This is a genomic window from Ramlibacter sp. AN1133 (assembly GCF_037890035.1).
Lineage (GTDB): Bacteria > Pseudomonadota > Gammaproteobacteria > Burkholderiales > Burkholderiaceae_C > Ramlibacter.
This window is the reverse complement of record NZ_JBBKTQ010000024.1, coordinates 58,116-84,706: the sequence shown is the minus strand read 5'-3', so window position 1 is coordinate 84,706 and position 26,591 is coordinate 58,116. Positions and strand designations below refer to the sequence as shown.

Below are 26,591 nucleotides of genomic sequence, written 5' to 3'. Positions count from 1 at the left end.
TTGCCTGCGGCCCGATACGGGGCAGCGAGAGCCTAGATATTTACGGGACAGGACACTAGCAAGACCAGGCGTCTGCGCACGAGCGGCGCCTCTTCCGGCGCGCTCGCGCAGCCGCGCGACGCCCGCACCGCCGCTTTTTGGGCCACAGTAGCGTCCATGCAAAATGGAGTGCTTCTGCGCGTTCGGGCCCGGCTCTCCCCCGGGCGGCTGTGGCTTCGGCTGCGGGCCAGCTTCTGGTTCACGCCTGCGCTCATCGTGCTGGGGTCCATGCTGCTGGCAGTGCTGCTGGTGGAAATCGACGTCGGAAGCACGGCGGACCTCGCGCTCTGGTCGCCCCGGCTCTTCGGGGCGGGCGCGGACGGCTCGCGCGCCATGCTCTCGGCCATCGCGACCTCCATGGTGACCGTGGCTGGCGTGGTGTTCTCGATCACCATCGTCACCCTTTCCCTGACGGCGACCGAATACTCGCCCCGCGTGCTGCGCAACTTCATGCGCGACGCGCCGACGCAGGTGGTGCTCGGCGTGTTCGTCGGGATCTTCGCTTATTGCCTGGTCGTCCTGCGCACGATCCGCGGCGGTGACGAGGGCGAGTTCATCCCGTCCCTGGCCGTTCTGGGCGGACTGGGCTATGCCTTCGCCGGCATCGGCGTGCTGATCTACTTCATCCATCACGTGGCGCTCAGCATCCAGGCGTCGTCGATCCTGGGACGGATCGCCGCCGACACGGAGCTGGCGATCGACCACCTGTTCCCGCAGCAGATCGGGGAGCCCGGTGCGCCCGTGCCGGAGGCGGGAGAGATCCGCTTGCCGCCGGGCTGGCATGCAGTCCGTGCGCGGCGCAGCGGCTACGTGCAATCCATCGACGCCGATGCGCTGCTGCGGCACGCGTGCGCATGCGACACGGTCGTGCGCCTGCGCGTGCGCATCGGCCAGTACGTCTCGGAACGCACGACACTGCTCGAGGCGGGCACCGGTCGCGTCGCCGACGACGACCTCGATGGCCTGGGCGAATCCGTCGTGGTGGGCAGGCAGCGGACCGTCGAACAGGACGCCGCCTTCGGCCTGCAGCAGCTGGTCGACATCGCGCTGCGGGCCCTCTCGCCCGGCGTGAACGACCCCACGACGGCATGCATGTGCATCAACGAGCTCGGGCGGCTTCTGGCGCGCCTGGGCTGCCGCGCCATGCCGCAGGCCCATCGTTTCGCCGGCGGCGACTTGCGTGTCATCGCACCCGCTCCGGAGTTCGGGCAGATGATGGACGAGGCTCTGCTCCCGGTGCTGCACCACGCGGCGGGCGATCTCCAGGTGCTGGCGCACGTCCTTGCTGCGCTGGAGGCCATCCGCGACGATCTGCCCGATGCCGGCCGCCAGGCGGCCCTGCGGCCCTGCGTCGCCGAGCTGCGCTCGGAGCTGGCGCGCATCCGCCCGCGTCGGCGCTCCGCGCCGCTGCGGCGCCGCCTGCGGCACGTGGCGGCAGGCCTCGGCTGACGCAGGCTAGGGTCCTGTCCCGCAGATGGATATTTACGGGACGGGACACTAGCGAGGCAGCGCGTACGCGATCACGTCGTCGCCTGCCCGGGTGCCGAGCGATCCGTGCCCGCCGGCGACCACCACCAGGAACTGGCGTCCATCGGCCGCCTCGTAGGTCATGGGTGTCGCCTGGCCGCCCGCCGGCAGGCGGCTGCGCCACAGCTCGTGCCCGGTGGACACGTCGTAGGCACGCAAGTAGTAGTCCAGCGTGCCGGAAAGGAAGGCCACGCCTGCGGCCGTGATGAGGGGCCCGCCGAGGCTGGGCACCCCCATCCGGAAGGGAAGGGGCACCGGCGCGAGGTCGCGCACCGTGCCGTTGCGGTGCCGCCAGACGATGTGCCCGTTGGCCAGATCCACACCGGCCACGTAGCCCCAGGGCGGCTGCTGGCACGGGATGCCGAGGGGGGAGGTGAACGGGTACAGCTTCGCGGCATACGGCGCGCCGAAGTTCTCGTTGAGGGCGGGCAGGCTGCCTTGCGGGCGCCCGTCACCCTGCACCACGAGCGCAGTCTCGTCCGGCCGCGGCACGAGCTGCGAGACGAATGCCAGGTAGGTCGGCGTGGTGAACGCCCAGCCCCGCACCGGGTCGACCGCGATCGAGCCCCAGTTGAAGACGCCGAAGTTGCCGGGGTATACCAGCGAGCCCTGGAGGGACGGTGGCGTGAAGCGGCCTTCATAGCGCAGGCGGTGAAAAGCGATACGGCAGTACAGCTGGTCGAACATCGTCGCGCCCCACATGTCGCGGCCGGCCAGCGGCGGCGGATCGAAGGAGACACCGGAGCGCGGTTGCGTCGGCGCCGCATGGTCGCCGTCCGCTGCGCCCTGCGGCGCGCGCTGCTCGGTGACGGGGACGACCGGCTGCCCGTTGCGCCGGTCCAGCACGAACAGCTCGCCCTGCTTGGTCGGCTGGACCAGGACGGGAATGGTGCTGCTGCCGACCCGCAGGTCGAGGAGGCTGGGCTGCGAAGGCACGTCATAGTCCCAGAGGTCGTGGTGCACCGTCTGGAAGCTCCAGCGCACCTGGCCGGTCTGGAGGTCCAGTGCCACGATGGAGGACGAATACTTTTCCACCGCGGGCGAACGGTTTCCGCCCCACTGGTCCGGTGGCTGGTTCCCGAGCGGCACGTACACCAGGCCCAGCGCCTCATCGACGGCGGAGATGCTCCAGCTGTTCGGCGAGTTGGCCACGTAGGTCTGGCCGGCGGGCAGCGGGGCGGTCTGCGTCGGGTTTCCGGAGTCCCAGTTCCACACCAGGCGTCCCGAGTCGGCGTCGAAGGCGCGGATCACGCCCGATTGTTCGTGCGTGGAGACGTTGTCCAGCACCGTTCCGCCGACCACCAGCAGCCCGCGCGCGACGACCACCGGCGAGGTCGAGTAATAGGCGCCGGGCTGGCGATTCGGCATGCCTGCCCACAGGTCGATCTGGCCGGTGCCGCCGCCGAACTCCGCGCAGACGTGGCCGTTGTCCGGGTTGAGGGCAATGAGGCGTCCGTCTGCCGTGGGCAGGAAGAGGCGCGAGCTGCAACGGGCGTCGGTGGGCCCGTCGAGGGCGGCGATCGGCAGCGAGCCCGCGGCCGGCGCGCCGGCAGGCGCAGCGCCGGCCGGCGCGGAGGCGGCGGGCGCGGAGGCGGCAGCCTGCCAGCTCAGGCCGCGGCATGTCAGGTGCTGCAGCGCGAGCTTGTCCTGGATGCGCGGGTCGTACCTCCAGACCTGTGCCCCGGTCGTCGCGTCGAGCGCAATCACGTTCTGGTGCGGCGTGCAGAAGAACAGGCGGTTGCCGACCTTCAGCGGCGTCACTTCGAACGTCGTCTCCTTCGGGTCGCCCGGGCGACCGCGCACGTCGCCGGTGTTGAAATGCCAGACGGGCTGGAGTTGCCGCACGTTGTCCGGCGTGATCTGCCGCAGGGCGGAGTAGCGCTGGCCGAAGCCGGAGCCGCCGTACGCGGTCCAGTCCGCCGCGGCCATGCCTCCCGGTGCCGTCACGGCGGTGTTCGATGCCAGCGTGCCGTCCACGTCGTGCGGGTCGCGCAGCCAGCTGGCGGCCGCGAGGAGGGCGAAGGCAGCGAGCGCCACGCCCAGGACCACGCGCGACGCCCTTGCACCCGCTGCGGCGCCGCCGTCCATTCCGGGCAGCAGGAGGACCAGGCCCAGCACGAACAGCACGTCCAGCCGCGCCGCGAGGGGCCACCAGTCGAGACCGCTCTCCCACACGGCCCACGCGACGCTCGCCATGAAGACGGCTGCGAACAGCAGGACCGCGCCCGCCCTGCGGCGCCACAGCAGCCACGCCGTCGCGAGGAGCGCCATGCCTGCTCCGAGGTAGTACCAGGAACCGCCGAGACCCGCGAGCCAGACGCCGCCGGTCACGAGGCACGCGGCAACGACGGCGACGACGATCGCCAGCGCGCGCGGGAGCAACGTGGCCCGCGCGGATCGGGGCTGCATGCCCACCTGGTGGCCGTGGAAGAACTTCATGCCTGACACCTTCACTCGCAAAAAAAAAGAGCCCCGACCCGGGGCTCAATCTCGTTGCCGGACGCTTGCGAATCCGGTTCCCCTCTCTCGCAAGGAGCACGGAGGGTGCTTCGCGCCTTCCGTGACGTCGATATTGGAAGCTCCTGCTGCGGGCCGCAGCCAGGAGACCACTGGCATCGGCTGTAGGAGGGGGCGCCAATGCATTGCTGGCAATGCAAAGAGCAAGGGTCATCCCTTACGGGCATTCGGCATGCACGCCGCGCGCAGGGCCTCGTCGAATGCGGTGGCACCGATACCGTGCCGGGCGAGGACGTCCCGCGCGGCCGGCGGAGGAATCCGCCGGCGAACCCTTCACGCGGCCGCCATCCGGCGGCATTCGTCGGCGCAGCGCGCGCAGTGGACCGCGCAGCGCTGGCAGTGTTCGGCCTTGTGCTTGCCGCACTCCTCGCCGCAGCGCCGGCAGACCTCTGCGCACGCACGGCAGATCTCCGCCGCGTTCTCGCTGCCGCGTTGCATGAGGGCAGCCGCGAGCTGGCAGAGGGCTGCACAGTCCATGTCCAGAGCGATGCAGCGCGCCATCATCTTCACGTCCTGCTCCTGCAGGCACGCGACGGCACACTCGTTGCAGGCCGCGGCGCAACTGTTGCAGGCATCGATACAGGCTTCGAATCGCTGGTTGTGGTGCATGTTTCCTTCCTTCATCAGTGCCCGGGGGCGGCGTGGCAGGTCGCTTCGCGCCTCGCTCTGCACGGGCGGGGCTTCGCCCTCGGTGCCGAACAGATTGCCACAAATGCAGGTGGCCGGGGCGAGGCGATGTCCGCCTGTCCGGGCCGCGCGGCTGGCATCGGCTGGCTGCCCGGCGCGCAGGAGATCTTCGGCCGCACGGCGCAGCTGGTTCCCCTGTCACGCATCGGACGTACGGGGGGCCACGTACGGCAGCACGCATTTCGGCAAATGCGGTTCGCGTGCGCCCCAGCGCCAGATGGTCACCTGTGTAACTTGCAGTCACCGCGCCGGCATCGGGCCTGCGCAACCTGTCACGCCGCATCCGCTCCAACCCGGATGGCCCGCTGCCGCCTGGCTCCGGCAACGCGCCCGATTGCGCATCGAATACCGGAGGTCGACGATGAAGAACTTTCCACCATTGCTTTCGGTGATCTCCGCTGCCGCCGCCCTGTGCGCCGTGCCCGCAGCAGCAGGCACATCCCTGTCCATGGGCGATGAGCTTGTGGCGCAGGCGGCGGCAACCACGCCTGCGGACGTTGCTGCGGACCTGGACTTCCTGTTGCGGGCGTGGCGCGCGAATGTGCAGGAACTCGGGGCGGCGCGGCTTGCAATGGATCGCTCGCGGGACGTTCGGGTGCGCCAGTTCGCTCGCGTGCTGGTCCGCGAGCATTCGGCCGCCAACGTGCACTTCCAGAGGCTGGGCGCCTCCCGGGGCCTTGGCGTGCCCGCCGCGGTGCGGGGCGACGGGGTTGCCGCCGAGTTCGGCCTCGAGGGGCTCCGCGGCGTCGCGTTCGATCGCCAGTTCGTCGCGTCCGCCGGTGTGCAGGCGCATCGGGATGCGGTCGAACTGTTTCGGCAGGAGGCGGAGCACGGTCGCGACCGCGCATTGGTGCGGTTTGCATCCGCCAGCCTGCCCATGCTTCGCAAGCACCTCGCACGCGCAGAGGCGCTGCAGGCGCAGTTCGAGCTCCGCCGACGCAACTTTGCCCCTGCGCGCTGAACATCCGATCAAGGTGTCGCCGCGGAAAGATAGTGCATTTGTAGCAATTCGACTGCCGGTCGGGCCGAGACCGTCGGAGCGCGCGTACAGCGTTGACGCGTGCAGTCCGATGGAATCGCAGTGCCGGGCCCCCAATCCTGGATGCATCCAATGTGAGGAGATCCGAACATGCAGTCGAAATCAATCGTCCAGGCGGCGCTGGCCGCGTCCTTGCTGGTCATCGGGTGCGGCGCGAACGCGCAGCAGTACATCGTCGGCAGCGCCGACATGGACCATGACGGCATCAGCAATCGCCATGACCGGGATCGAGACGGCGATGGAATCGCGAATGCCCGCGATCATCACCCGAACCGGTTCGACCGCGTCGCGCGCACCGGTCCGCGCGGCGACCTGGACCGCGACGGGGTCCAGAACCGCTACGACCGCGATCGCGACGGCGATGGCCTCGTCAATGCGCGCGATCCGCATCCGGACCGTTTTGACCGCAGGATCGCGCGCAAGGGTCCGCGCGGCGACCTGGACCGCGACGGAATCCAGAACCGGTACGACAAGGATCGTGATGGAGATGGCATTGCCAACCGGCGCGATCCGCACCCGAACCGCAAGGATGTCGCCGAAGTGGGCCGCACCGGGCCTCGCAACGATCTCGACGGCGACGGCATCAGGAACCGCAACGATCACGACCGCGACGGCGACGGTATCCGTAACCGGCGGGACGACCACCCCAACGACAGGCACCGCGGGTAGGGCCCGGCAGAGCGCGCTGGGTGCCGGCGGGCCGACCGCCGGGCGCAAGTTGGAGTCAGGAATCAGCGCCGCCCGTCTGGTGTTCAGGCCTTCAGAAGGTCGAGCAGAGTTCTCGCAACGACCTTGGTGGCGCGTCGCAGGTCTTCGAGCACGATGTGCTCGTCGGCCCGCTTGGCGTTGGACTCGAGAACCGTGCGCGGCCCGGCGCCGTAGATCACCGCCGGGATGCCGCGCTCGCTGAACAGCCGCGCGTCCGTGTAGAGCGGCGTACCGGAGGCTTCGACCTGCTCGCCGATCAGTTCGGTCGCATGGGCGCAAAGCGCATCCACCAGGGGCTTGTTCCCGGCGAGCGGCTTCATCGCATGGGCCAGCAGGAGTCGCCTGATGTCGACGGAGGTTCCGGGGAGGGTGGCGACGGCATCCTCGATGAGCCGGCGCAGCGCCGCCTCGACCGCCACCGGATCCTCTTCCGGGATCATGCGCCGGTCGATCTTGAGCACGACCTTGCCGGGGACCACGTTCGTGTTCGTGCCGCCGAAGATCTGGCCGACGTTGATGTACCCGCAGTCGATGCCCTTGACTGCGCTCTTCGTCCGGCGCAGGCGGGCGTTCTCCTCGTAGATCGCCACCAGGACCCGCGTGGCCGCCTGCAGCGCGTCGACGGCCGTCTCGGGGACGGCGGCGTGGCCCATCTTGCCGTGGACGGTCGCTTCCAGTTGCAGGCAGCCGTTGTGGGCGGTGACGACCTGGTAGCTGAAGCCCGCCGCGATCTCGAGGTCCGGCTTCGTGAGGCCCTGGTCCAGCAGCCATCGGGGCCCGAGCTCGCCGCCGAACTCTTCGTCGTACGTGAAGAGCAGGTCGATGCCGCCGGCCAGGGGCATGCCGGCGGCCTCCAGCGCGCGCGTGGCGAAGGTGAAGGTCGAAAAGTCGCACTTGCTGACGGCGGAGGCGCGACCATAGAGCTTGCCGTCGACGATCTGCGCGCCATACGGATCGAAGGTCCATCCTTCGCCGGGCGGGACCACGTCGCCATGGGCGTTCAGCGCGACCACCCGGCCGCCCTTGCCATAGCGCCGGCGCACGACCAGGTTGGTGATCGACTGGAGTCCGTGCTCCTTCACGACTTCAGCGGGCACCTCGTGCGCCTGGGCGTCGAACCCGAACGCCGCGAGCAGGTCGCGCGTGCGCAGGGCGTGCGGGGTGTTGTTCCCGGGCGGCGTGTCGGTGGGCACCCGAACGAGCTCCTGCAGGAAGCGCACCTGCTCGTCGAAGTGCGCGTCGACGTACGCGTCGATGACCTGGTAGGAATGGGACGTGCTCATTGCATTTCTCTGGTGAGTTGGTTGAGGAGGCACCCGAAGGCCGCGACGCCGAGGTCGATGTCGTGGCTGGACGTCGATTCCAGCGGGTTGTGGCTGATGCCCGCGTTCTCGCCGCGGGTGAAGAGCATGGCCTGCGGCAGGATCTCGTGGAGCTTCATCGCGTCGTGCCCCGCACCACTGGGCATGCGGTGGACCGGCAGCCCGAGCTGCGCGACGGCTTGCTCCCAGCGGGCCTGCCATTCGGGTGCACTCGGCGCGGCCGAAGCCCGCATGGTCTCCTCGAGGGTGTACGACAGTCCCCGCCGCTCGCAGATGGCGCGCAGGCCCACGAGGACATCGTCGGCGCAGGCGTCGCGCACCTCGTTCGTGGTGGCGCGGATGTCCAGGCTGAACCGGCAGCGGCCCGGCACGACGTTGATCGACCCGTTCGGGACTTCCAGCATGCCGACGGTGGCGACCAGGTCCGCAGCGGCGGCCGCGCGGCGCTCCGCGAGCAGGATCAGTTCGGCCGCCGCGGCCGCCGCATCCCGGCGGCGGTCCATGGGCGTGGTCCCGGCGTGGCTCGCCATGCCGACGATCTCGCCGACATACCGGACGCTGCCGTTGATGGACGTCACCACGCCCAGGGGCAGGTCCAGCTCGTTGAGCACCGGGCCCTGCTCGATATGGACTTCGACGAATCCCAGGTAGCGCTTCGGATCGCGCCGGAGCCTGGGGATGTCGGCGATGCACAGTCCGGCATGCTCCATGGCCTGGCGCATGGTGACGCCGTCCGCGTCCTGCTGCTCCAGCCAGGCCATGTCGAAATGACCCGTGAGCGCACTCGAGCCGAGGAAGACCGCCTTGTACCGCTGGCCTTCCTCCTCGGCGAAGCCCACGACCTCGATCCCGAAGGGAAGCCGTCGGCCCGCCTGCGACAGTTCGCGCACGCAGGCCATGGGCACGAGGATCCCGAGCCGCCCGTCGTACTTGCCGCCGTTGCGGACGGTGTCGTAGTGGCTCCCCGTCAGCAGGCGAGGGGCGGCGGGGTCGGTGCCGTGATAGATGCCCACCACATTGCCGACCGCGTCGATCTCGACGTCGTCGAATCCGCAATCGGACTTCATCCAGTGCGCCAGCCGCTGGGCGACGGCCCGATGCGCGTCGGTCAGGTAGGTGACGGTCAGTTCGTCGCGCTCCGCATACCCCGGCTCGCTGTGGGTCGCCAGGCGCTCCGCCCAGTCCCAGACCAGGCTGCCCTGCGTCGGCTGCGTGCCGAACCTGTCGTCCAGACGGATCTCGGCGATGCGGTGGAGGTTGCGAAGGGCCTCGGCGAACTCGAAATCGGGATGGTTGTGCAGCCGGCGTTCGAACGTTGCGATGATCTGCTGCCTGTCCAGCCCCGTGCCGCGCGGACCGTGCACGGCCAGGATGAAGGGGAATCCGAACTTCTCGCTGTATCGGGCGTCCACTGCGAGATCGGGGTGGGCGCGGAGGAGCCCGAGCCGGGCCTCGCGTTCGCTGTCCCGCACGGCGGCCACCAGCGCGAGCTTCAGCGCGGCGATCGACTTGAAGGGCCGCCGCTCCCAGGCCCGGGACGCGATCCAAGGGGAGTGCTCGTAAGTGCCTTCGAGCAGGGCGGTGAACTCCTCGCGGGAGGCCTGGTTCAGTTGCTCGATGGAAAGGGTCGCGGTCATGGTCATTCCGATACGGTGGCGGTCCTGGCGTCGGACGGGTGCACGAGCTTGCAGTGCCGGGAAGATGAGGCTGCGGCGGGCCGGCGGGCCGCGCTCGCTGGCGTACCTTGGTGCTGCGCACGCCGGTATTCGCGTGGGTGCGGCCCGGCGCGCTCAGGCGACCGGCCGCACCCGCGCCGCCTACGTGGGAGCCAGCGGCTGGAGCGTCGCGCGCAGCTTGTCCACCCCCGACAGGCCGCCGGCGATCGCCTGGCCCAGTGCCGACTCGACGCTGCCGATGTGCGCCAGCATCAGCGCCTCGGCGCGCGCGCGGTCGCCGGCCTCCAGCGCGGCGACGATCTCCGCGTGGTCGGCGCACGATTCGCCCGCGTCGTGCTGGCTCTGGTACAGCGTGGCGACGAGCGTCGTGCGCGCAGTCAGGTCGCGCAGGATGTCGCACAGCAGGCGGTGGCCCAGGCAGTCCGCAAGGCAGACGTGGAAGTCGGCGAGCAGGAAGGCACGCACCGCGGCGTCGTTGCCGGCGACCGCGCGCTCCTCCTCGGCGATGTGCTGGCGCAGCCGCCGGATCACCGACTGCAGCGGCTTGCCGTCGGTCTGCCGCAGCATGCCGCCTTCGACCGCACGCCGCGCCGCGAAGGCGTCGCGCGCCTCCTCGAGCGACGGCTCGACGACGTACCAGCCCTTGCGGGTGCGCACCTCGACGAAGCCCCGCGCCTGCAGCTGCATCAGGGCCTCGCGCACCAGGGTCCGGCTGACGCCGAACAGATCGGCCAGCTCCTGCTCGCCGAGCCGCTCGCCGGGCCTGAGCTTCTGCGCCAGGATCGACTCGACGACCTGCTGCGCGATCTGGGTCTGGCTGGCCATCGGAACGGTCCCGCGCTCAGGCATTGGCCGGCATCGGCAACCCCGTCGGGGCGACGTCGGCATCGTCCTCGGTCGGGGGCACCGGCCGGCCGTCGAGCACCGCATGGGCGCGCTCGCGGTCGATGTCGCCCTCCCACGCTGCGATGGCGACGGTGGCCACGCAGTTGCCGACCAGGTTGCCGAGCGCCCGCGCGATGCCCATGAACCAGTCGACGGACAGCAGCAGCACGAGGCCGATCGCGGGAATCGCCGGGATGGCCTGCAGCGTCGCGGCGAGCACGACGATCGCCGAGCCCGGCACCCCGTGCGCGCCCTTGCTCGTGACCAGGGAGATCGCGAGGATCGTCAGCAGGTCGGTCATCGAGATCGGCGTGTTCGTGGCCTGCGCGATGAACACGGCGGCCAGCGTGATGTAGATCGAGAACGCGTCGAGGTTGAACGAGTAGCCGGTGGGAATGACCAGGCCGACGGTGGAATCGCGGATGCCCATGCGCTTGAGCTTGGACATGATCTGCGGCAGTACGCTGTCCGACGACGTGGTCGCGAACACGATGGTCAGCTCCTCGCGCAGGTAGGCCAGGAACTTGAAGATCGAGAAGCCGGCCAGCCGCATGATCCCGCCCAGGATCACGACGACGAAGATGATCACCGCGGCGTAGAACAGCACGACGAGCATTCCGAGTTGCTTCAGCGAGCCGATGCCGTACTTGCCCACGGTGAAGGCGATGGCGCCCAGCACGCCCAGCGGCGCGGCCTTGATGATGATGCCCATCACCTTGAACAGGGCGTGGCTCAGCGTGTCGATGAAACTCGCCACGGGCGCGCCGCGCTCGCCGAGCAGCGCCAGCGCACAGCCGAACAGCACCGCGAACACCAGGACCTGCAGCACGTCGCCGGTGGCGAAGGCGTTCACCACCGTGGTCGGGATCAGCTTCATCAGGAAGTCGACGGTGCCGCCGCCGGTCAGCTTGCTCGCGTTCTCGGCATAGGCGCTCATGGCCTTGGCATCGAGCAGCTTCGGGTCGACGTTCATGCCGACCCCGGGCTGGAAGAGGAACGCGAGCGCGAGCCCCAGTCCCAGTGCGATCGTGGTCACGACTTCGAAATAGATCAGCGCCTTGACGCCCACGCGGCCGACGCGCTTGAGGTCGCCGGCGCCGGCGATGCCGTGCACGACCACGCAGAACACGAGCACGGGGATGATCATCTTGATCAGCTTGATGAAGGCGTCGCCGAGCGGCTTGAGCTTGATGGCGAAGTCCGGCACGAGCAGGCCGAGGATGACGCCGACCACCAGCGCCAGCACGACCTGGCCGAAGAGTGACTTGAAGAACTTGAGCACGGGCAGTCTCCTCAGGGTTGCAGTGCCGGCCCCTTGCCGACAAGCTTGCATACAAGCAATGTACGCAACGCCGTTTCCGCCCAGATCAGGGCAAACCCTCGGGATTGGGTGGCGAACACGCAAAGCTGCCTGAGCCGATGTGGCAGCAATGAAGCGCCTGCGCGGCAAGGACCTCCAGGGGGGCGCGCCTCGTGGCCACCGGGCCTGCCGCCGTCTCGGGAACAGGGCCTCGACCCGCCAGCTAGAAGGCGTTGAGCCACCAGTCGCCCCCCAGCGTCCCCTGCAGGTGGTCGATGAAGGCCGTGGTCTTCCTGGGGACCAGTTTCGGCGAGGGGAACACGGCATGCATTTCCTGCGCGGGCAGGCTGTGGTCGGCCATCACGCGCTGGACGGTGCCGGCCGCGATCGACTCCCGCGCCACGTACCACGGCAGGATCGACAGCCCCATGCCCGCGGTGGTGGCGGCCAGCACGGCGGACAGGTTGTTGGAGCGGAACGGCCCCTTGACCGGCACGGAGGTACTCGAAGCGCCAGGTGGCGTCAGGCGCCAGCGGTCGTCGCCCTGGACGCTGCTGTAGACGATGCAGGCATGGTCCGCGAGGTCGGCAACGCAGCGCGGCTCGCCATGCTGCCGGAGGTAGGCCTCGGCCCCGACCATGACCCAGGGGTTGAGCCCGAGGTAGCGCGCACCGAGGCTGGAATCGGACATCTGCCCCATGCGCACGGCCAGGTCGATGCCCTGTTCCACCAGGTCGACGTAGCGGTCGTCGAAGCTGATGTCGATGCGGACCTTGGGGTTGATCCGCATGTACTGCAAGGCGATGGCCACCAGCACGCGGCGCCCGAAGGCGACCGAGGTGCTCACGCGCAGCAGGCCGCCTTCGCCACGCTGCTCCTGGGCCGCGTGGTTCTCGGCCTCGTCGATCGCGCGCTCGATGGCCTTGCACTTCTGGTAGTAGCCGTTGCCGACCTCGGTCAGCGTGACGCCGCGGGTCGATCGGTGCAGCAGGCGCACGCCGAGCCGCTGCTCGGTGGCGGCGACGGCCTTGGTGGCGGTGGGCTGGGTGATCCCCAGTTCGGCGGCGGCCCGGCTGAAGCTGCTCGTCTCGACGACGCGGATGAACACCTGGATGGCGTTGACTCTGTCCATGGCCGACTGTATCGCCGGGGGTACCTGCCTCGCCCCGGAATAGTGCTTATGCGCGCACTTGGATTCGCACGCAGCCTCCGTTTGAAGATGATCCGGGCTTGCAGACTAGGAGGCTCCCATGGCGAAGATGAAGGCCGCGATGGCCGCGGTGCTGGTGATGGAGAAGGAAGGGGTCACGCAGGCCTTCGGCGTGCCCGGCGCGGCGATCAATCCCCTGTACGCGCAGCTGCGCGAGCGCCAGTCGATCTCGCACGTGCTGGCGCGCCACGTCGAAGGGGCCTCCCACATGGCCGAGGGCTACACGCGCGCCAGGGCCGGCAACATCGGTGTGTGCATCGGCACCTCGGGCCCCGCCGGCACCGACATGATCACCGGCCTGTATTCGGCGCAGGCCGACAGCATCCCCATCCTGTGCATCACCGGCCAGGCGCCGCGCGCCCGCCTGCACAAGGAGGATTTCCAGGCGGTGGACATCGCGACCATCGCCAGGCCGGTGACCAAGTGGTCCACCACCGTGCTCGAACCCGCGCAGGTGCCGCGCGCCTTCCAGCAGGCATTCCATCTGATGCGCTCGGGGCGGCCCGGCCCGGTGCTGATCGACCTGCCGTTCGACGTGATGATGGCGGAGATCGAGTTCGACATCGAGACCTACGAGCCGCTGCCGGTCTACAAGCCCGCGGCCAGCCGCAAGCAGGTCGAGAAGGCGCTGGCGATGCTGATGGCGGCGGACAAGCCGCTCATCGTCGCCGGCGGCGGCATCATCAACGCCGACGCGTCGGAGCTCCTGGTCGAATTCGCCGAACTGGCCGGCATCCCGGTGATCCCCACGCTCATGGGCTGGGGGTCGATCCCCGACGACCATGCGCTGATGGCCGGCATGTGCGGCCTGCAGACCAGCCATCGCTACGGCAACGCCAACCTGCTGGCCAGCGACTTCGTGCTGGGCATCGGCAACCGGTGGGCCAACCGCCACACCGGCAGCCCCGAGGTCTACTGCAAGGGCCGCAAGTTCATCCACGTCGACATCGAGCCGACCCAGATCGGCCGCGTCTTCGCGCCCGACTACGGCATCGTCTCCGACGCGAAGGCCGCCCTGGCCCTGTTCGTGCAAGTCGCCCGCGAATGGAAGGCCGCCGGCAAGCTGCGTGACTGGTCGCACTGGGTGGCCGAGTGCCGGGGCCGCAAGGGCTCGCTCGACTACCTGCGCAAGACCAACTTCGACACCGTGCCGATGAAGCCGCAGCGCGTGTACCAGTGCATGAACAACGCCTTCGGCAAGGACGTGACCTACGTGTCCACGATTGGTCTGAGCCAGATCGCCGGCGCGCAGTTCCTGCACGTCTACCACCCGCGGCACTGGATCAACTGCGGGCAGGCCGGCCCGCTGGGATGGACGGTGCCCGCCGCCCTGGGCGTGCGGGCCGCCGATCCCAGCCGCAAGATCGTCGCGCTGTCGGGTGACTACGACTTCCAGTTCATGATCGAGGAGCTGGCCGTGGGTGCGCAGTTCAAGCTGCCCTACATCCACATGGTGGTGAACAACAGCTACCTCGGCCTGATCCGCCAGTCGCAGCGTGGCTTCGCGATGGACTACTGCGTCCAGTTGGGGTTCGAGAACATCAACGCGGATCCCGGCGATGTGACGGCCCAGGGCTATGGCGTCGACCACGTCAAGGTCGTCGAAGGCCTGGGCTGCAAGGCCATCCGCGTGCACAAACAGGAAGAGATCGCCCCGGCGATCCGGCGGGCCGAGGCCTGGATGGACGAATTCAAGGTGCCGGTGGTCATCGAGATCATCCTCGAGCGCGTGACCAACATCGCCATGGGCACCGAGATCGACAACGTCGTGGAGTTCGAGGAACTCGCCACCGGCCGCGGCGACGTGCCCACCGCGGTGTCGATGCTCGATTGAACGGAGACCCCACCATGCCCAGATTCGCAGCCAACCTGACGATGCTCTTCACCGAGCATCCCTTCCTCGAACGCTTCGACCACGCCGCCAGGACCGGCTTCAAGGCCGTCGAATTCCTGTTCCCGTACGCCTTTCCCGCGCGCGAGATCCGGCGCCGCCTGGACGCCAACGGGCTGGAACTGGTGCTCCACAACCTTCCCGCCGGCAACTGGGAGGCGGGCGAGCGCGGCATCGCCTGCCATCCCGACCGCGTCGGCGAGTTCCGCGAAGGCGTTGCCAGGGCGATCGAATACGCCCAGGTGCTGAACGTCCGCCAGCTCAATTGCCTGGTCGGCAAGGCGCCGGCGGGCGTGGCCGACGAGGTGCTGCGCCGCACGGTCGTCGACAACCTGCGCTTCGCCGCCGATGCGCTGAAGAAGGCGGGCCTGCGCCTGCTGATCGAGCCGATCAACACCTTCGACATTCCCGGCTTCTACCTGAACCGGACGGTCCAGGCGGCCGGCATGCTGGTCGAGGTCGGCGCGGACAACGCGTTCATCCAGTACGACATCTACCACGCGCAGCGCATGGAGGGCGAACTGGCGGCGACGATCGAGAAGTACCTGCCGCGCATCGGCCACATCCAGCTGGCCGACAACCCGGGCCGCAACGAACCCGGCAGCGGCGAGATCAACTACCCGTTCCTGTTCGCCCACCTCGATCGCATCGGCTACGACGGCTGGATCGGTTGCGAATACAGGCCCGCCACCAGCACCGAAGCCGGGCTCGGTTGGCGCCAGGCCCTGGCGCACTGACGCCATCCCTCGACACATCCCGGAGACCTCATGACAACGCAATCACTCAAGCTGGGCTTCATCGGCCTGGGCATCATGGGCACGCCGATGGCGGGCCACCTGCTCAAGGCCGGCTACCCATTGTTCGTGCACTCGGTGCCTTCGGTGCCGGCCGAGGTCGTGAAGGCGGGCGCGAAGGCCTGCACGAGCGGCAGGGAAGTCGCGCAGCAGGCCGACATCGTCTTTATCATGGTGCCCGACACGCCGCATGTGGCCGACGTGCTGTTCGGCGAACACGGCGTGGCGTCGGGCCTCGCCCCGGGCAAGACGGTGGTCGACATGAGCTCGATCTCGCCGATCGAGACCAAGGCCTTCGCCCGGAAGATCAACGAGCTGGGGTGCGAGTATCTCGATGCGCCGGTGTCGGGCGGCGAGGTCGGCGCCCGGAACGCCACGCTGTCGATCATGGTCGGCGGGCCCGAGGCCGCGTTCGAGAAGGTCAGGCCGCTGTTCGAGCGGATGGGCAAGAACATCACGCTGGTCGGGGGCAACGGCGACGGCCAGACCGCCAAGGTGGCCAACCAGATCATCGTCGCCCTCAACATCGAGGCGGTGGCCGAGGCGCTGCTGTTCGCGGCCAAGGCCGGGGCCGACCCGGCGCGCGTGCGCCAGGCGCTGATGGGCGGCTTCGCGTCCTCGAAGATCCTGGAGGTCCACGGCGAACGCATGGTCAAGCGCACCTTCGATCCCGGCTTTCGCATCGAGCTGCACCAGAAGGACCTGAACCTGGCCCTGAGCAGCGCGCGTTCGCTCGGCGTCTCGCTGCCCAACACCGCCACCGCGCAGGAACTGTTCAACGCCTGCGCTGCCCACGGCGGCAAGGCCTGGGACCATTCGGCGATGGTGCGGGCCCTGGAAAAGCTGGCGAACTTCGAAATCGGCCAGAAGGCATCATGAGGCGTACCACGCCCCGCGAGCTGCTGCGGCGCATGTTCGATGCGGCGGTCGCCTCGGCGCAGCCGGCGCGGTGCATCGCCCCGCACCTGCCGGACCGGGAGGCGGCACCCCGTGGCCGGCTGATCGTGATCGGTGCCGGCAAGGCCTCGGCGGCGATGGCGCGCGCGGTCGAAGACCTGTGGCCGGGTGCGAAGTCGCAGCTGGGCGGCCTGGTCGTCACGCGCTACGGCTACGGCGTGCCCTGCGAACGCATCGAGATCGTCGAGGCCGCGCATCCGGTGCCCGACGCGGCCGGCCTGGCCGCTGCCGAGCGCATGCTCGCACTGGTGCGGGGGCTGTCGGCCGACGATCTCGTGCTGTGCCTGATTTCGGGCGGCGGCTCCTCGCTGTTGCCGCTGCCGGCACCCGGACTGACGCTGCAGCACAAGCAGGACGTCAACCGCGCGCTGCTGAAGTCCGGCGCCACGATCAGCGAGATGAACTGCGTGCGCCGGCACCTGTCGGCGATCAAGGGGGGCCGGCTGGCCGCGGCCTGCCACCCGGCGCGCGTGCTGACGCTGCTGATCTCCGACGTGCCGGGCGACGACCCGATCGACATCGCCTCGGGTCCCACGGCCCCCGACCCGACCACCTGCGAAGACGCCCTGGCCATCGTGCGCCGCTACGGCATCGAGCTGCCGCCGATGGTGCGCGCCGTGCTGGAAAGCGGCCGCGGTGAATCGGTCAAGCCCGGCGATCCGCGGCTCGCGCGCGCCGAGCTGCGCATGATCGCCACGCCGCAGATGGCACTGGAAGCCGCGGCGGCGGTGGCGCGCGAAGCGGGCCTCACGCCGTACATCCTCGGCGACGCCATCGAAGGCGAGGCGCGCGACGTCGGCAAGGTGCTGGCCGGCATCGCGCTGCAGGTCGCCGGGCGCGGCCAGCCGGTGGCCGCCCCCTGCGTGCTGCTGTCGGGCGGCGAGACGACCGTCACGGTGCGCGGGCAGGGCCGGGGAGGGCGCAACGTCGAATGCCTGCTGTCGATGGGCATCGCGCTGGACGGCCACCCGCGCATCCATGCCCTCGCCGGCGACACCGACGGTGTCGATGGCCAGGAGGAAATCGCCGGCGCCTTCCTCGCGCCGGACTCGCTGGCGCGGGCCTGGGCCCTGCGCATGCCGCCACGAGACCGCCTGGCCGACAACGACGGCCACGGCTTCTTCGGGGCGCTGGGCGATTCGGTGGTCAGCGGGCCGACGCTGACCAATGTCAACGACTTCCGCGCCATCTTCATCGAGGCGCCTTCGAGCGAGTAAGCATGCGCAGGAACCGAAACGCCAAGATCGTCGCAACCCTCGGCCCGGCCAGCTCGGATGGGGCGGTCGTCCGTCAACTCTTCATGGCCGGCGTGGATGTGTTCCGGCTCAACTTCAGTCACGGCAGCCATGCCGATCACAGCCAGCGCTTCCGGGTGCTGCGGGCGCTGGAGCAGGAGACCGGCCGGCCGATCGGCATCCTGGCCGACCTGCAGGGGCCCAAGCTGCGCGTCGGGACCTTTGCCGACGGGCCGGTGATGCTGGCACAGGGCCAGGCCTTCCGCCTCGACCTCGACCAGGCGCCAGGAACCACGCAGCGCGTGGGCCTGCCGCACCCGGAGATCTTCGCGGCGCTGGTGCCGGGTGCCGAGCTGCTGCTGGACGACGGCAAGCTGCGCCTGGTGGTCGAGCGCTGCGGGGCGGACTTCGCCGAGACGCGCGTCGCGGTGGGGGGACGGCTGTCCGAGCGCAAGGGCGTCAATGTGCCCGGGGTCGTGCTGCCGATCACGGCGCTCACCGAGAAGGACCGCAGGGACCTGGCACTGGCGCTGGAACTGGGGGCGGACTGGATCGCCCTGTCGTTCGTGCAGCGGCCCGAGGACGTGACCGAGGCCCGCGCCCTGATCGGCGACCGTGCGGCCATCGTCGTCAAGCTGGAGAAGCCCTCGGCGGTGGAGCGCCTCGACGAGATCGTGGCGCAGACCGATGCGGTGATGGTGGCCCGCGGCGACCTGGGTGTCGAACTGCCGGCCGAGCGCGTTCCGGCGATCCAGAAGCGCATCGTGCGCACCTGCCGCGCGCTGGGCAAGCCGGTCATCGTGGCCACGCAGATGCTGGAGTCGATGATCGACAGCCCGGTGCCCACGCGGGCCGAGGCTTCCGACGTGGCCACGGCCATCTACGACGGCGCCGATGCCGTGATGCTCTCGGCCGAGTCGGCGTCCGGCAAGCACCCCGTGGCGGCGGTGGACATGATGAACCGCATCATCCAGCAGGTCGAGGCCGACCCCGCGTATCGCCAGCTGATCGATGCGTCCCACAGTTCGGCCAGGCCTGGCGGCGACGTCGCCGAAGCGGTGTGCTGCGCCATGCGCCGCGCCGTGGCATTGCTGCATGCCGCGGCCATCGTCTGCTACACCAGTTCGGGCCACACCAGCCTGCGGGCTGCGCGGGAGCGCCCGGAGTCGCCGATCCTGAGCCTCACGCCCCGGCTGGCCACGGCACGACGCCTGGCGCTGGCCTGGGGGGTGCACTCCGTGCATATCGACGATGTGGCCGACGTCGACCAGATGGCCGGGCTTGCCTGCGAGCTGGCGCGTGGCGAGCGGTTTGCGCAAGCCGGGCAGTTCATCGTCGCCATTGCCGGCATGCCCTTCGGCACGCCGGGCACGACCAACTTGATCCGTATCGCTACAGCGTGATGTCCGGGCGTCGCAAAAGCTGCGCGCGGGAAGCCAAGCTCGAACAGGGCGCGCCAGATTCCGCCGTTAGCCAGCGCACCCACGAGCCGCTTCGGCACGCTTCCGAATGGGTTCGATGAGCCTCGCCTTGACGACGGCCGACGGCGCAATGGTGCGCCGCCGTCCGCCGTTCGCCGGCCATGCGAGGTAGGGTGTCGCTGGAGGTGCGGAGGACCCGCCGGCGACGTGCCGCCTGTTGGCGCAGAAACCAGGCGGACCCAACCCCGAATCCGTCAAGATTTCGGACACGAGTCGGACACGGGCCGTTCAGAAAGACAAACAGGTTAGCGACTTGCGTCGCTAACCTGTCGATTTATTGGCTCCCCGACCTGGGCTCGAACCAGGGACCTACGGATTAACAGTCCGGCGCTCTACCGACTGAGCTATCGGGGAACAAGCCTTAAATTATAGCCAGGTTTTTTGGCTCATCCTTGGGAGAGCCGACATTCAGCGAACTGTCAGTTCGGTGGCTCGCGGCGCAGGGGTTCCGCTGCGCTCCACCGCCAGCCTGCTCAGTCGAACACCGGCGACTCGACGCCCAGCACCTTGTGCAGCTTGGGACTCGTCGTCGTGTACTGCAGGTGGATCTTGCCCTTCTCCGGGAAGATGATGGGCGCGGCGCCGAAGGCGGCCAGCGCGCACTCGTGGAAGCCGGAGAGGATCAGCTTCTTCTTGCCCGGATAGGTGTTGATGTCGCCCACCGCGAAGATGCCCGGCACGTTGGTCGAGAACTTCTCGGTGTCCACCTTCAGCTGCTTGCGCTCGATGTCCAGGCCCCAGTCGGCGATCGGGCCGAGCTTGGGCGACAGGCCGAAGAAGACCAGCAGCACGTCCATCGGCACGGTGCGCGTCACGCCGTCGCCGCCGGTGACCTTCACCGCGGTGAGCCTGCCGTCCTTCTCGTCGTAGCCGGTGACCTGGCCGACGATGAACTGCATCTCCATCGCATCGCACAGTTCGTGCATGCGGGCCACCGAGGCCGGCGCGGCGCGGAAGCCGTCGCGGCGATGGACCAGGATCACGCTCTCGGCCTTGTGGGGGTTGCCGTCGTCGTTGCCGGGCGTGAAGTTCAGCGCCCAGTCGAGCGCGGAGTCGCCGCCGCCGACGACCAGCAGGTTCCTGCCCGCGAAGTCGGCCGGGTTGCGCACGCGGTAGAACAGCTGCTTGCCGTCGAACTTGTCCAGGCCTTCCACCTTCAGCGTGCGCGGCTCGAAGGCGCCGACGCCCGCCGCGATGAAGATGGTCTTGGTCAGGAACATCGTGCCCTTGGAGGTCTCGAGGTAGAAGCGGCCGTCGTCCTGCTTCTGGACCACCGTCACGGTCTGCCCCAGGTGGAAGGTGGCGCCGAAGGGCTCGATCTGCTTGAGCAGCGCGTCCGTCAGTTCCTTGCCGGTGCACACCGGGATCGCCGGGATGTCGTAGATCGGCTTGTCCGGGTACAGCTCGATCGGCTGGCCACCGGGGTAGCCGAGCGAGTCGATCACGTGGGCCTTGATCTCGAGCAGGCCGAGTTCGAACACCTGGAACAGGCCCACGGGACCCGCGCCGATGATCACGGCATCCGTCTCGATCGGGCCGTCATGGGCGGCGGCGGTCTTGATCACTTCTTCGTTGAGGTTCGGTTCCATGGTCCTTACTTGACAAGCTCCTTGAGCTTGTCCTTCCTGTCTTTCCATTCCTCCGCATCCGGCAGCGCGGGCTTGCGCTTCGTGATGCTCTTCCAGCCGCCGGCATGCGACAGCTGCGCGTTCAGCTTGATGAACGCGACCTGGTCCGCCGGCACGTCTTCTTCGGCGTAGATCGCGTTGACCGGGCACTCGGGGATGCACACCGCGCAGTCGATGCACTCGTCCGGGTCGATCACCAGCATGTTCGGCCCCTCGCGGAAACAGTCCACGGGGCAGACGTCCACGCAATCGGTGTACTTGCAGCGGATACAGGTTTCGGTGACGACGTGAGTCATTGTTGTACGGCGTGGTCGGAAGGTAACGCTTGATTTTACCGGGTCGGGCAGGTGCGCCCTGGCGCCTGCCCGTACGGCCCGGAGGGTTTGCGTTGCGTCAACCGACCAGCACGGCCCCCGAGGTCTTGTGCGTGGCGGTGTCCACCAGCACCAGCGAGCCCAGCGTGCGGGAGCGCGCATAGGGCAGGGTGGCCAGCGGCTCCTGCAGCACGAGTTCCACGTGGCCGATCGAATTGGGCTCCAGGTGGTCGGCGTCCTCTTCGGCCAGCGTGTTCACGTCCAGCTTGTGGATGATGCGCCTGACCTTGGTCTTGACCCAGCGGTGCCCATGCAGCGCCCAGTAGGCGCGGCCGGCGACCAGGGGCTCGTCGTCCAGCCAGGCGATGGTGGCGCGGATCTCGCGCGCGGGCGCGAAGGCGCCCGGCGCCAGCAGCCAGTCGCCGCGGGAGACGTCCACTTCGCGGTCCAGGATGATGCCGGCGCTGTGGCGGGCACCGATCTCGGTGGGATGGCGCGCGTGATCGAGCACCTGGGCGACCCTGGCGGCCTGGCCGCTCGGAAGCACGGTCACTTCGTCGCCCGGCTTCACGCTGCCGGTGGCCACGCGGCCCCAGAACACGCGGCGGCCCTGCGAGGTGTCCGACGAGGACGAGAACTTTTCCACCCATTGCACCGGGAAGGCGAAGGCTTCCGTGGTCTCGGCGGGCGTGACATCGAGCTGCTCCAGCAAGGTCAGCAGCGACAGGCCCTGGTAGCCGCACCAGCCCGGTTGCGCCTCGACCACGTTGTGGCCCTTGAGCGCGGAGATCGGCACGATGGCGCGGGCGTGGATGCCGGCCGCCTCGGTGAAGCGCTCCAGCGCGTCGCGGATGTTGGTGAAGGCCACCGTGGGGTCCTCCACCGCGTCGAGCTTGTTCACCGCGAACACGATCGCGGGCACCCGCAGCAGGTTGGCCAGCAGCGTGTGGCGGCGCGTCTGCGGCAGCAGCTCCAGCCCGGGGTTGCCCCACTTCAGCTTGGTCGCGTCGACCAGCACCACGGCGGCGTCGGCGCTGGAGGCGGCCGTCACCATGTTGCGGGTGTACTGCTCGTGGCCGGGGGCGTCGCCGATGATGAACTTGCGCGCCGGCGTGGCGAAGTAGCGGTAGGCCACGTCGATGGTGATGCCCTGTTCGCGCTCGGCGGACAGGCCGTCGGTCAGCAGCGCGAGGTCGGCCTCGCCCGATTTCGAGACCGAGGCGAGCTGGTCCTGCAGCACCGCGCGGCTGTCCACCAGCAGGCGGCCGATCAGGGTGCTCTTGCCGTCGTCGACGCTGCCGCAGGTGATGAAGCGCAGCGCGGCGTCGTGGTCGGTGATGGTCACGGTCATCAGAAATACCCGTCCTTCTTGCGCTTTTCCATCGAGGCGTCGGAGGTCTTGTCGTCCATCCGCGTCGCGCCCCGTTCGCTCACTTCGGCCAGCAGCGTCTCCGCCACCACCTCGCTCGCGTTGGAGGCGGGGCTTTCCACCGGGCAGGTGCAGGTGATGTCGCCCACGGTGCGGAAGCGCACGGTGCGCGTGACGACCTCTTCGCCGGCCTTCGGCTGCGTCAGCGGCGTGACGGGGACCAGCAGGCCGCGGCGCTCCACCACCTCGCGCTGGTGGGCGTAATAGATCGAGGGCAATGCGATGTCTTCACGCTCGATGTACTGCCACACGTCCAGCTCGGTCCAGTTCGAGATCGGGAACACGCGGAAGTGTTCGCCGGGCTGCAGGCGCGTGTTGAACAGCGTCCACAGCTCGGGCCGCTGCGCCTTCGGCTGCCACTGGCCGAAGCTGTCGCGGTGGGAGAAGATGCGCTCCTTGGCGCGGGCCTTCTCCTCGTCCCGGCGCGCGCCGCCGATCAGGGCGTCGAAGCGGAATTCCTCGATCGCCTCCAGCAGCGTGACCGACTGGTGCGCGTTGCGGCTCTCGTCGGGGCGCGCGAGGCGCACCGTGCCGCGCTTCATCGAGTCTTCCACGCTGCGCACGATCAGCTCGGCGCCCAGCTCCTTGGCGCGGTGGTCGCGGAAGTCGGTCACTTCCTCGAAGTTGTGGCCGGTGTCGATCATCAGCAGCGGGTAGGGGATGCGCCCCGTGCCGAAGGCCTTCTCGGCGCATTTGAGCAGCACCAGCGAATCCTTGCCGCCGGAGAACAGCAGCGTGGGGCGCTCGAAGGCGCCGGCCACCTCGCGCAGGATGAAGATCGCCTCTTCCTCCAGCGCATCGAGGTGCTTGTTGCTGATGCGCCCCAGGAGCCGGGGTTCGGTGCGTGCGTTCATGCGGCAGCCTTTTCTTCCTTGTTCACGTGCAAGCCGCACTCCTTCGCCGACTCGCTTTCCCACCACCAGCGGCCGGCGCGGAAGTCCTCGCCGAGGCTGATCGCCCGGGTGCAGGGCGCGCAGCCGATGCTGGGGTAGAACTGGTCGTGCAGCGGGTTGTAGTCGACCTGGTTGATGCCGATGTAGTGCCAGACGTCGCCCCAGGTCCAGTCGGCCAGGGGGTTCAGCTTGATGCGGCCGTTCTGCCGGACCTCGGACACATCCACCAGGGGCACGTCGGCGCGGGCGGCGGACTGCTCGCGGCGCAGGCCGGTGATCCAGGCCTTCTGCCCCGCCAGCGCGCGCGCGAGCGGCTCCAGCTTGCGGATGTGACAGCAACTCTTGCGCAGTTCGATGCTGCGGTACATGGCGTCCTGGCCTTCCCGCGCGACGAACTGGACGACCGCTTCCTGCACCGGCCGATAAACCTCCACCGGTGCCCGCGAATGCGCCTGCGTGCGCGCGAGGAGATCCAGCGTCTCCTGGTGCAGCGCGCCCGTTTCCAGCACGAACACCGGGATGTCCAGCTCCAGCGCGTTGATCAGGTGCGTGATCACGACATCCTCGGCGCCCAGGCTGGAGGCCTGCTTGAGCGGGCTGAACTCGGATGCGGCGCGGATCAGCAGCTTCTGCGTCTCGGCGAGCCTGGCCTCGAAATCCTTCGAAGGCCGGGCGTGCAGGTCGATGGCACCCATGGCGTGTCTCAGCTCCGGGCGAACAGGGGGCGGCGCGCCACCACGTCGGCCTGGTAGAAGGCCGCGTAGCGCTCGAACTGGCGCTGCGCATCGGCCACGTCCTTGCCTTCCTTGAGCACCGCGCTGGAAAAGCCGGTGCGCTGCATCTGCACCAGCTGGTCGATCAGCACGTCGCCGGTGGCCCGGATGTCGCCCGCGAACTTGCGCCGCTGCCGCAGCAGGTAGGCCTGGCTGAAGGCGCGGCCGTCGCTGAACTTCGGGAAGTTCAGCTCCACGCGGTCCACGCCCTCCAGGGACAGTTCGGCCACGTCGGCGTCGTTGCCGACCACCAGCACGTTCACTTCGGTCTCCGTCTCGAGGTCGGAGGCCTGCAGGATCCTGATCAGTCGCTCGGTCATTGGAAAGTTCTCCGCGCTACGCGCTGCGAAATTCGCCTTGGGGCGGCCCGGCGGCTCATGCGATTTCCTTTTCCACGAAGCGGGCGGCGTTGGCGGCGGCCTTGAAGGGCTCGTGGCCCACGCGCCGCAGGGTGGCGATGAAGGGTTCGAACTTGCCGTTGCCCGCGGGCTGGCGCAGTTGCCGGTAGGTGTCGACCAGCGCCTCGATGACGCCCGGCACTTCCTCCTTGGCGAAGGAGGGGCCGACGATCTTGCCGGGCGTGGCCGGCCCGGACAGGTCGGTGCCGTTGGAGCCGCCCAGCGTGATCTGGTACCACTCCTTGCCGTCCTTGTCGACGCCGAGGATGCCGATGTGGCCGGCGTGGTGGTGCCCGCAGGAATTGATGCAGCCCGAGAAGTTCAGGTCGATCTCGCCGATGTCGTGTTCCTCGTCGAGGTCCTGGAAGCGCTCGGTGATCGCTTCGGCGATCGGCAGCGAGCGCGCGTTGGCCAGCGAGCAGAAGTCGCCGCCGGGGCAGGCGATCATGTCGGTGATCAGGCCGATGTTCGGGCGCGCGAGGCCCAGCTTGCGGGCCGCGGCCCACAGCTCGGGCAGGTCGTCCTGGTGCACCCAGGGCAGCAGCAGGTTCTGTTCGTGCGTCACGCGCGCTTCGCCGGCGGAAAAGCGCTCGGCGAGTTCCGCGCAGGCGTCGAACTGGTCGGCCGTGCAGTCGCCGGGGTTCTGGCCCAGGCGCTTGAACGACAGCACCACGGCGCGCAGTTCGGGGTTGCGGTGCGGCAGCACGTTGCGCTGCAGCCAGCGGTCGTACAGCGGGTCCGCCTCGGCGTCGGCGCGGATGATCTCGTGCACGCGCGCATCGGCGGAATCGCGCGGCGCACGCCTGATCTCGGGCGCGACGAATTGCGCGGCGACGCGCTCGTATTCGGCCTGGGGAATCGTGTGCGGCGCGCCATCGAGCTCCACGATCTGGCGGAATTCCTCTTCCACCTTGTCGATGTACTTCTGGCCCTCGGCCTTCACCAGGATCTTGATGCGCGCCTTCCACACGTTGTCGCGGCGGCCGTACTGGTTGTAGACGCGGATGCAGGCCTCGAGGTAGGACAGGATGTGCTGCCACTGCACGAACTGGCGCACCACGGTGCCGATCACCGGGGTGCGGCCCATGCCGCCGCCCACCAGCACCTTGAAGCCCAGTTCGCCGTGCTCGTCCTTCACCATCTGCAGGCTGATGTCGTACCAGCCCAGCGCCGCACGGTCTTCCTTCGCGCCATTGAGCGCGATCTTGAACTTGCGGGGCAGGAAGACGAATTCGGGGTGCAGCGCGGCCCACTGGCGGATGATTTCCGCGAAGGGGCGCGGGTCGGCGATCTCGTCGACTGCGATGCCGGCCAGGGCCTCGGTGGTGATGTTGCGGATCGCGTTGCCGCTGGTCTGGATGCCGTGCATGTTCACGCCGGCCAGCAGCTCCATCACGTCGGCAGCCTTGGTGATGGGGATCCAGTTGAACTGCACGTTGGTGCGGGTGCTGAAGTGGCCGTAGCCGTAGTTCAGCTTGGTGACCACCTGGCGGTCCGTGCCCGGGATCGGCACCGGCCCCAGGGCCAGCTGCTTTTCCTGCGCTTCGGCCAGCAGGGCGGGATCGGGCTGGTCGTATTCGCGCGCCACCCTGGCCAGCACGCGCAGCTGCGCGCTGGACAGCTCGCCGTAGGGGACGGAGATGCGCGCCATGGGGGCGTAGCGCTGGATGTACCAGCCGTTCTGCAGCCGCAGCGGGCGCAATTCCTCGTCCGAGAGCTTGCCCGCCTGCCAGCGTTCGAGCTGGTCGCGGAACTGGGCGGCGCGGGCGCGCACGAACTGCCGGTCGAATTCTGTGTATTGGTACATGGGAGCGGACATGGGCGGCCCCTTCGCGGAGCCGGAGCCGAGACTTTAGGGAAGGGCTTTATGGAGCCGAACTATTTTTTT

The 26,591-nt window shown here is 68.9% G+C and carries 22 protein-coding genes and 1 tRNA gene; 8 read left to right on the top strand and 15 right to left on the bottom strand.

All coding sequences use genetic code 11. The features are described 5' to 3' along the window. Window positions 1-168: 168 nt before the first annotated feature. Entirely contained in the window at window positions 169-1,488 is a 1,320-nt protein-coding gene (locus WG923_RS24855; protein WP_340353699.1) for a DUF2254 domain-containing protein, read from the top strand. Window positions 1,489-1,536: 48 nt separating this feature from the next. On the opposite strand, the gene WG923_RS24850 is transcribed toward WG923_RS24855, so the two are convergent. Both WG923_RS24850 and WG923_RS24845 read right to left on the bottom strand, forming a co-directional pair. Further along, entirely contained in the window at window positions 1,537-3,975 is a 2,439-nt protein-coding gene (locus WG923_RS24850; protein WP_445322976.1) for a membrane-bound PQQ-dependent dehydrogenase, glucose/quinate/shikimate family, read from the bottom strand. 381 nt (window positions 3,976-4,356) lie between these two features. After that, window positions 4,357-4,692, bottom strand: coding sequence for a four-helix bundle copper-binding protein (locus tag WG923_RS24845; protein WP_340353697.1), 336 nt, complete (start codon window positions 4,690-4,692; stop codon window positions 4,357-4,359). A 439-nt stretch (window positions 4,693-5,131) separates the two neighbouring features. Between WG923_RS24845 and WG923_RS24840 the strand changes: the two genes are divergently transcribed. Beyond that, window positions 5,132-5,731, top strand: a complete 600-nt coding sequence (locus WG923_RS24840) for a DUF4142 domain-containing protein (RefSeq protein WP_340353696.1) — start codon at window positions 5,132-5,134, stop codon at window positions 5,729-5,731. Between the two features lie 168 nt (window positions 5,732-5,899). Beyond that, the gene (locus WG923_RS24835; RefSeq protein ID WP_340353695.1) at window positions 5,900-6,478 is read left to right on the top strand and encodes a hypothetical protein; all 579 of its coding nucleotides are present in this window, start codon (window positions 5,900-5,902) and stop codon (window positions 6,476-6,478) included. Between the two features lie 83 nt (window positions 6,479-6,561). On the opposite strand, the gene WG923_RS24830 is transcribed toward WG923_RS24835, so the two are convergent. From WG923_RS24830 to WG923_RS24810, 5 genes are all read right to left on the bottom strand, one after another. Continuing rightward, window positions 6,562-7,800, bottom strand: a complete 1,239-nt coding sequence (locus WG923_RS24830; RefSeq protein WP_340353694.1) for a M20/M25/M40 family metallo-hydrolase — start codon at window positions 7,798-7,800, stop codon at window positions 6,562-6,564. Continuing rightward, complete coding sequence (locus tag WG923_RS24825; RefSeq protein WP_445322974.1) at window positions 7,797-9,476, bottom strand: hydantoinase/carbamoylase family amidase; 1,680 nt, start codon at window positions 9,474-9,476, stop codon at window positions 7,797-7,799. Before WG923_RS24825 ends, WG923_RS24830 begins: the two co-directional genes overlap by 4 nt. A gap of 180 nt (window positions 9,477-9,656) precedes the next feature. Next, window positions 9,657-10,340 (bottom strand): GntR family transcriptional regulator, encoded by a 684-nt coding sequence (locus tag WG923_RS24820; RefSeq protein WP_340353692.1) that lies wholly within the window; start codon window positions 10,338-10,340, stop codon window positions 9,657-9,659. 16 nt (window positions 10,341-10,356) lie between these two features. Continuing rightward, a complete protein-coding gene (locus tag WG923_RS24815) occupies window positions 10,357-11,682 on the bottom strand; it encodes a C4-dicarboxylate transporter DctA (RefSeq protein WP_340353691.1) in 1,326 nt (441 codons plus the stop codon). A 241-nt stretch (window positions 11,683-11,923) separates the two neighbouring features. Beyond that, window positions 11,924-12,832, bottom strand: a complete 909-nt coding sequence (locus WG923_RS24810; RefSeq protein WP_340353690.1) for a LysR family transcriptional regulator — start codon at window positions 12,830-12,832, stop codon at window positions 11,924-11,926. 118 nt (window positions 12,833-12,950) lie between these two features. On the opposite strand from WG923_RS24810, the gene gcl reads away from it, so the two are divergent. Genes gcl through pyk form a run of 5 tightly spaced genes read left to right on the top strand, consistent with a single transcriptional unit; the run spans window position 12,951 to window position 19,190 of the window. Further along, window positions 12,951-14,744 (top strand): glyoxylate carboligase, encoded by a 1,794-nt coding sequence (gene gcl, locus WG923_RS24805; RefSeq protein ID WP_340353689.1) that lies wholly within the window; start codon window positions 12,951-12,953, stop codon window positions 14,742-14,744. A 14-nt stretch (window positions 14,745-14,758) separates the two neighbouring features. Beyond that, window positions 14,759-15,538 carry a hydroxypyruvate isomerase gene (gene hyi / locus WG923_RS24800; protein WP_340353688.1) on the top strand — a complete coding sequence of 260 codons (780 nt, stop codon included), beginning with the start codon at window positions 14,759-14,761 and terminating at the stop codon, window positions 15,536-15,538. Between the two features lie 30 nt (window positions 15,539-15,568). Continuing rightward, window positions 15,569-16,474 (top strand): 2-hydroxy-3-oxopropionate reductase, encoded by a 906-nt coding sequence (gene glxR / locus WG923_RS24795; protein WP_340353687.1) that lies wholly within the window; start codon window positions 15,569-15,571, stop codon window positions 16,472-16,474. After that, complete coding sequence (locus tag WG923_RS24790) at window positions 16,471-17,769, top strand: glycerate kinase type-2 family protein (protein ID WP_340353686.1); 1,299 nt, start codon at window positions 16,471-16,473, stop codon at window positions 17,767-17,769. Before glxR ends, WG923_RS24790 begins: the two co-directional genes overlap by 4 nt. A gap of 2 nt (window positions 17,770-17,771) precedes the next feature. Then, window positions 17,772-19,190, top strand: coding sequence for a pyruvate kinase (gene pyk, locus WG923_RS24785; protein ID WP_340353685.1), 1,419 nt, complete (start codon window positions 17,772-17,774; stop codon window positions 19,188-19,190). A 356-nt stretch (window positions 19,191-19,546) separates the two neighbouring features. Here pyk and WG923_RS24780 read toward each other — a convergent pair. The 8 genes from WG923_RS24780 to WG923_RS24745 all read right to left on the bottom strand — a co-directional run bounded on the left by WG923_RS24780 (window position 19,547) and on the right by WG923_RS24745 (window position 26,510). After that, window positions 19,547-19,622 (bottom strand) — tRNA-Asn (locus WG923_RS24780). Between the two features lie 119 nt (window positions 19,623-19,741). Then, a complete protein-coding gene (locus WG923_RS24775; RefSeq protein WP_340353684.1) occupies window positions 19,742-20,857 on the bottom strand; it encodes an NAD(P)/FAD-dependent oxidoreductase in 1,116 nt (371 codons plus the stop codon). A 5-nt stretch (window positions 20,858-20,862) separates the two neighbouring features. Then, window positions 20,863-21,192: a ferredoxin FdxA gene (fdxA, locus tag WG923_RS24770; RefSeq protein WP_340353683.1), complete on the bottom strand. Its 330-nt coding sequence runs from the start codon at window positions 21,190-21,192 to the stop codon at window positions 20,863-20,865. Between the two features lie 97 nt (window positions 21,193-21,289). Then, window positions 21,290-22,561 (bottom strand): sulfate adenylyltransferase subunit 1, encoded by a 1,272-nt coding sequence (locus WG923_RS24765; RefSeq protein WP_340353682.1) that lies wholly within the window; start codon window positions 22,559-22,561, stop codon window positions 21,290-21,292. Continuing rightward, window positions 22,561-23,493, bottom strand: coding sequence for a sulfate adenylyltransferase subunit CysD (cysD, locus tag WG923_RS24760; protein ID WP_340353681.1), 933 nt, complete (start codon window positions 23,491-23,493; stop codon window positions 22,561-22,563). Before cysD ends, WG923_RS24765 begins: the two co-directional genes overlap by 1 nt. Then, on the bottom strand, window positions 23,490-24,227 hold the full coding sequence (locus tag WG923_RS24755) for a phosphoadenylyl-sulfate reductase (RefSeq protein ID WP_340353680.1): 738 nt from the start codon (window positions 24,225-24,227) through the stop codon (window positions 23,490-23,492). Before WG923_RS24755 ends, cysD begins: the two co-directional genes overlap by 4 nt. A gap of 8 nt (window positions 24,228-24,235) precedes the next feature. Then, window positions 24,236-24,625: a DUF934 domain-containing protein gene (locus WG923_RS24750; protein ID WP_340353679.1), complete on the bottom strand. Its 390-nt coding sequence runs from the start codon at window positions 24,623-24,625 to the stop codon at window positions 24,236-24,238. A 55-nt stretch (window positions 24,626-24,680) separates the two neighbouring features. Then, entirely contained in the window at window positions 24,681-26,510 is a 1,830-nt protein-coding gene (locus WG923_RS24745; RefSeq protein ID WP_340353700.1) for a nitrite/sulfite reductase, read from the bottom strand. Window positions 26,511-26,591 lie beyond the last annotated feature (81 nt).

Coding starts and splice junctions, on each gene's coding strand:
- WG923_RS24835 (WP_340353695.1), top strand. CDS start 5,900: ATGCAGTCGAAATCAATCGTCCAGGCGGCGCTGGCCGCGTCCTTGCTG.
- WG923_RS24830 (WP_340353694.1), bottom strand. CDS start 7,800: ATGAGCACGTCCCATTCCTACCAGGTCATCGACGCGTACGTCGACGCG.
- WG923_RS24810 (WP_340353690.1), bottom strand. CDS start 12,832: ATGGACAGAGTCAACGCCATCCAGGTGTTCATCCGCGTCGTCGAGACG.
- hyi (WP_340353688.1), top strand. CDS start 14,759: ATGCCCAGATTCGCAGCCAACCTGACGATGCTCTTCACCGAGCATCCC.
- WG923_RS24850 (WP_445322976.1), bottom strand. CDS start 3,975: ATGCAGCCCCGATCCGCGCGGGCCACGTTGCTCCCGCGCGCGCTGGCG.
- WG923_RS24745 (WP_340353700.1), bottom strand. CDS start 26,510: ATGTACCAATACACAGAATTCGACCGGCAGTTCGTGCGCGCCCGCGCC.
- WG923_RS24790 (WP_340353686.1), top strand. CDS start 16,471: ATGAGGCGTACCACGCCCCGCGAGCTGCTGCGGCGCATGTTCGATGCG.
- WG923_RS24845 (WP_340353697.1), bottom strand. CDS start 4,692: ATGCACCACAACCAGCGATTCGAAGCCTGTATCGATGCCTGCAACAGT.
- WG923_RS24755 (WP_340353680.1), bottom strand. CDS start 24,227: ATGGGTGCCATCGACCTGCACGCCCGGCCTTCGAAGGATTTCGAGGCC.
- WG923_RS24775 (WP_340353684.1), bottom strand. CDS start 20,857: ATGGAACCGAACCTCAACGAAGAAGTGATCAAGACCGCCGCCGCCCAT.
- WG923_RS24825 (WP_445322974.1), bottom strand. CDS start 9,476: ATGACCGCGACCCTTTCCATCGAGCAACTGAACCAGGCCTCCCGCGAG.
- gcl (WP_340353689.1), top strand. CDS start 12,951: ATGGCGAAGATGAAGGCCGCGATGGCCGCGGTGCTGGTGATGGAGAAG.
- WG923_RS24840 (WP_340353696.1), top strand. CDS start 5,132: ATGAAGAACTTTCCACCATTGCTTTCGGTGATCTCCGCTGCCGCCGCC.
- WG923_RS24750 (WP_340353679.1), bottom strand. CDS start 24,625: ATGACCGAGCGACTGATCAGGATCCTGCAGGCCTCCGACCTCGAGACG.
- fdxA (WP_340353683.1), bottom strand. CDS start 21,192: ATGACTCACGTCGTCACCGAAACCTGTATCCGCTGCAAGTACACCGAT.
- cysD (WP_340353681.1), bottom strand. CDS start 23,493: ATGAACGCACGCACCGAACCCCGGCTCCTGGGGCGCATCAGCAACAAG.
- WG923_RS24820 (WP_340353692.1), bottom strand. CDS start 10,340: ATGGCCAGCCAGACCCAGATCGCGCAGCAGGTCGTCGAGTCGATCCTG.
- glxR (WP_340353687.1), top strand. CDS start 15,569: ATGACAACGCAATCACTCAAGCTGGGCTTCATCGGCCTGGGCATCATG.
- pyk (WP_340353685.1), top strand. CDS start 17,772: ATGCGCAGGAACCGAAACGCCAAGATCGTCGCAACCCTCGGCCCGGCC.
- WG923_RS24765 (WP_340353682.1), bottom strand. CDS start 22,561: ATGACCGTGACCATCACCGACCACGACGCCGCGCTGCGCTTCATCACC.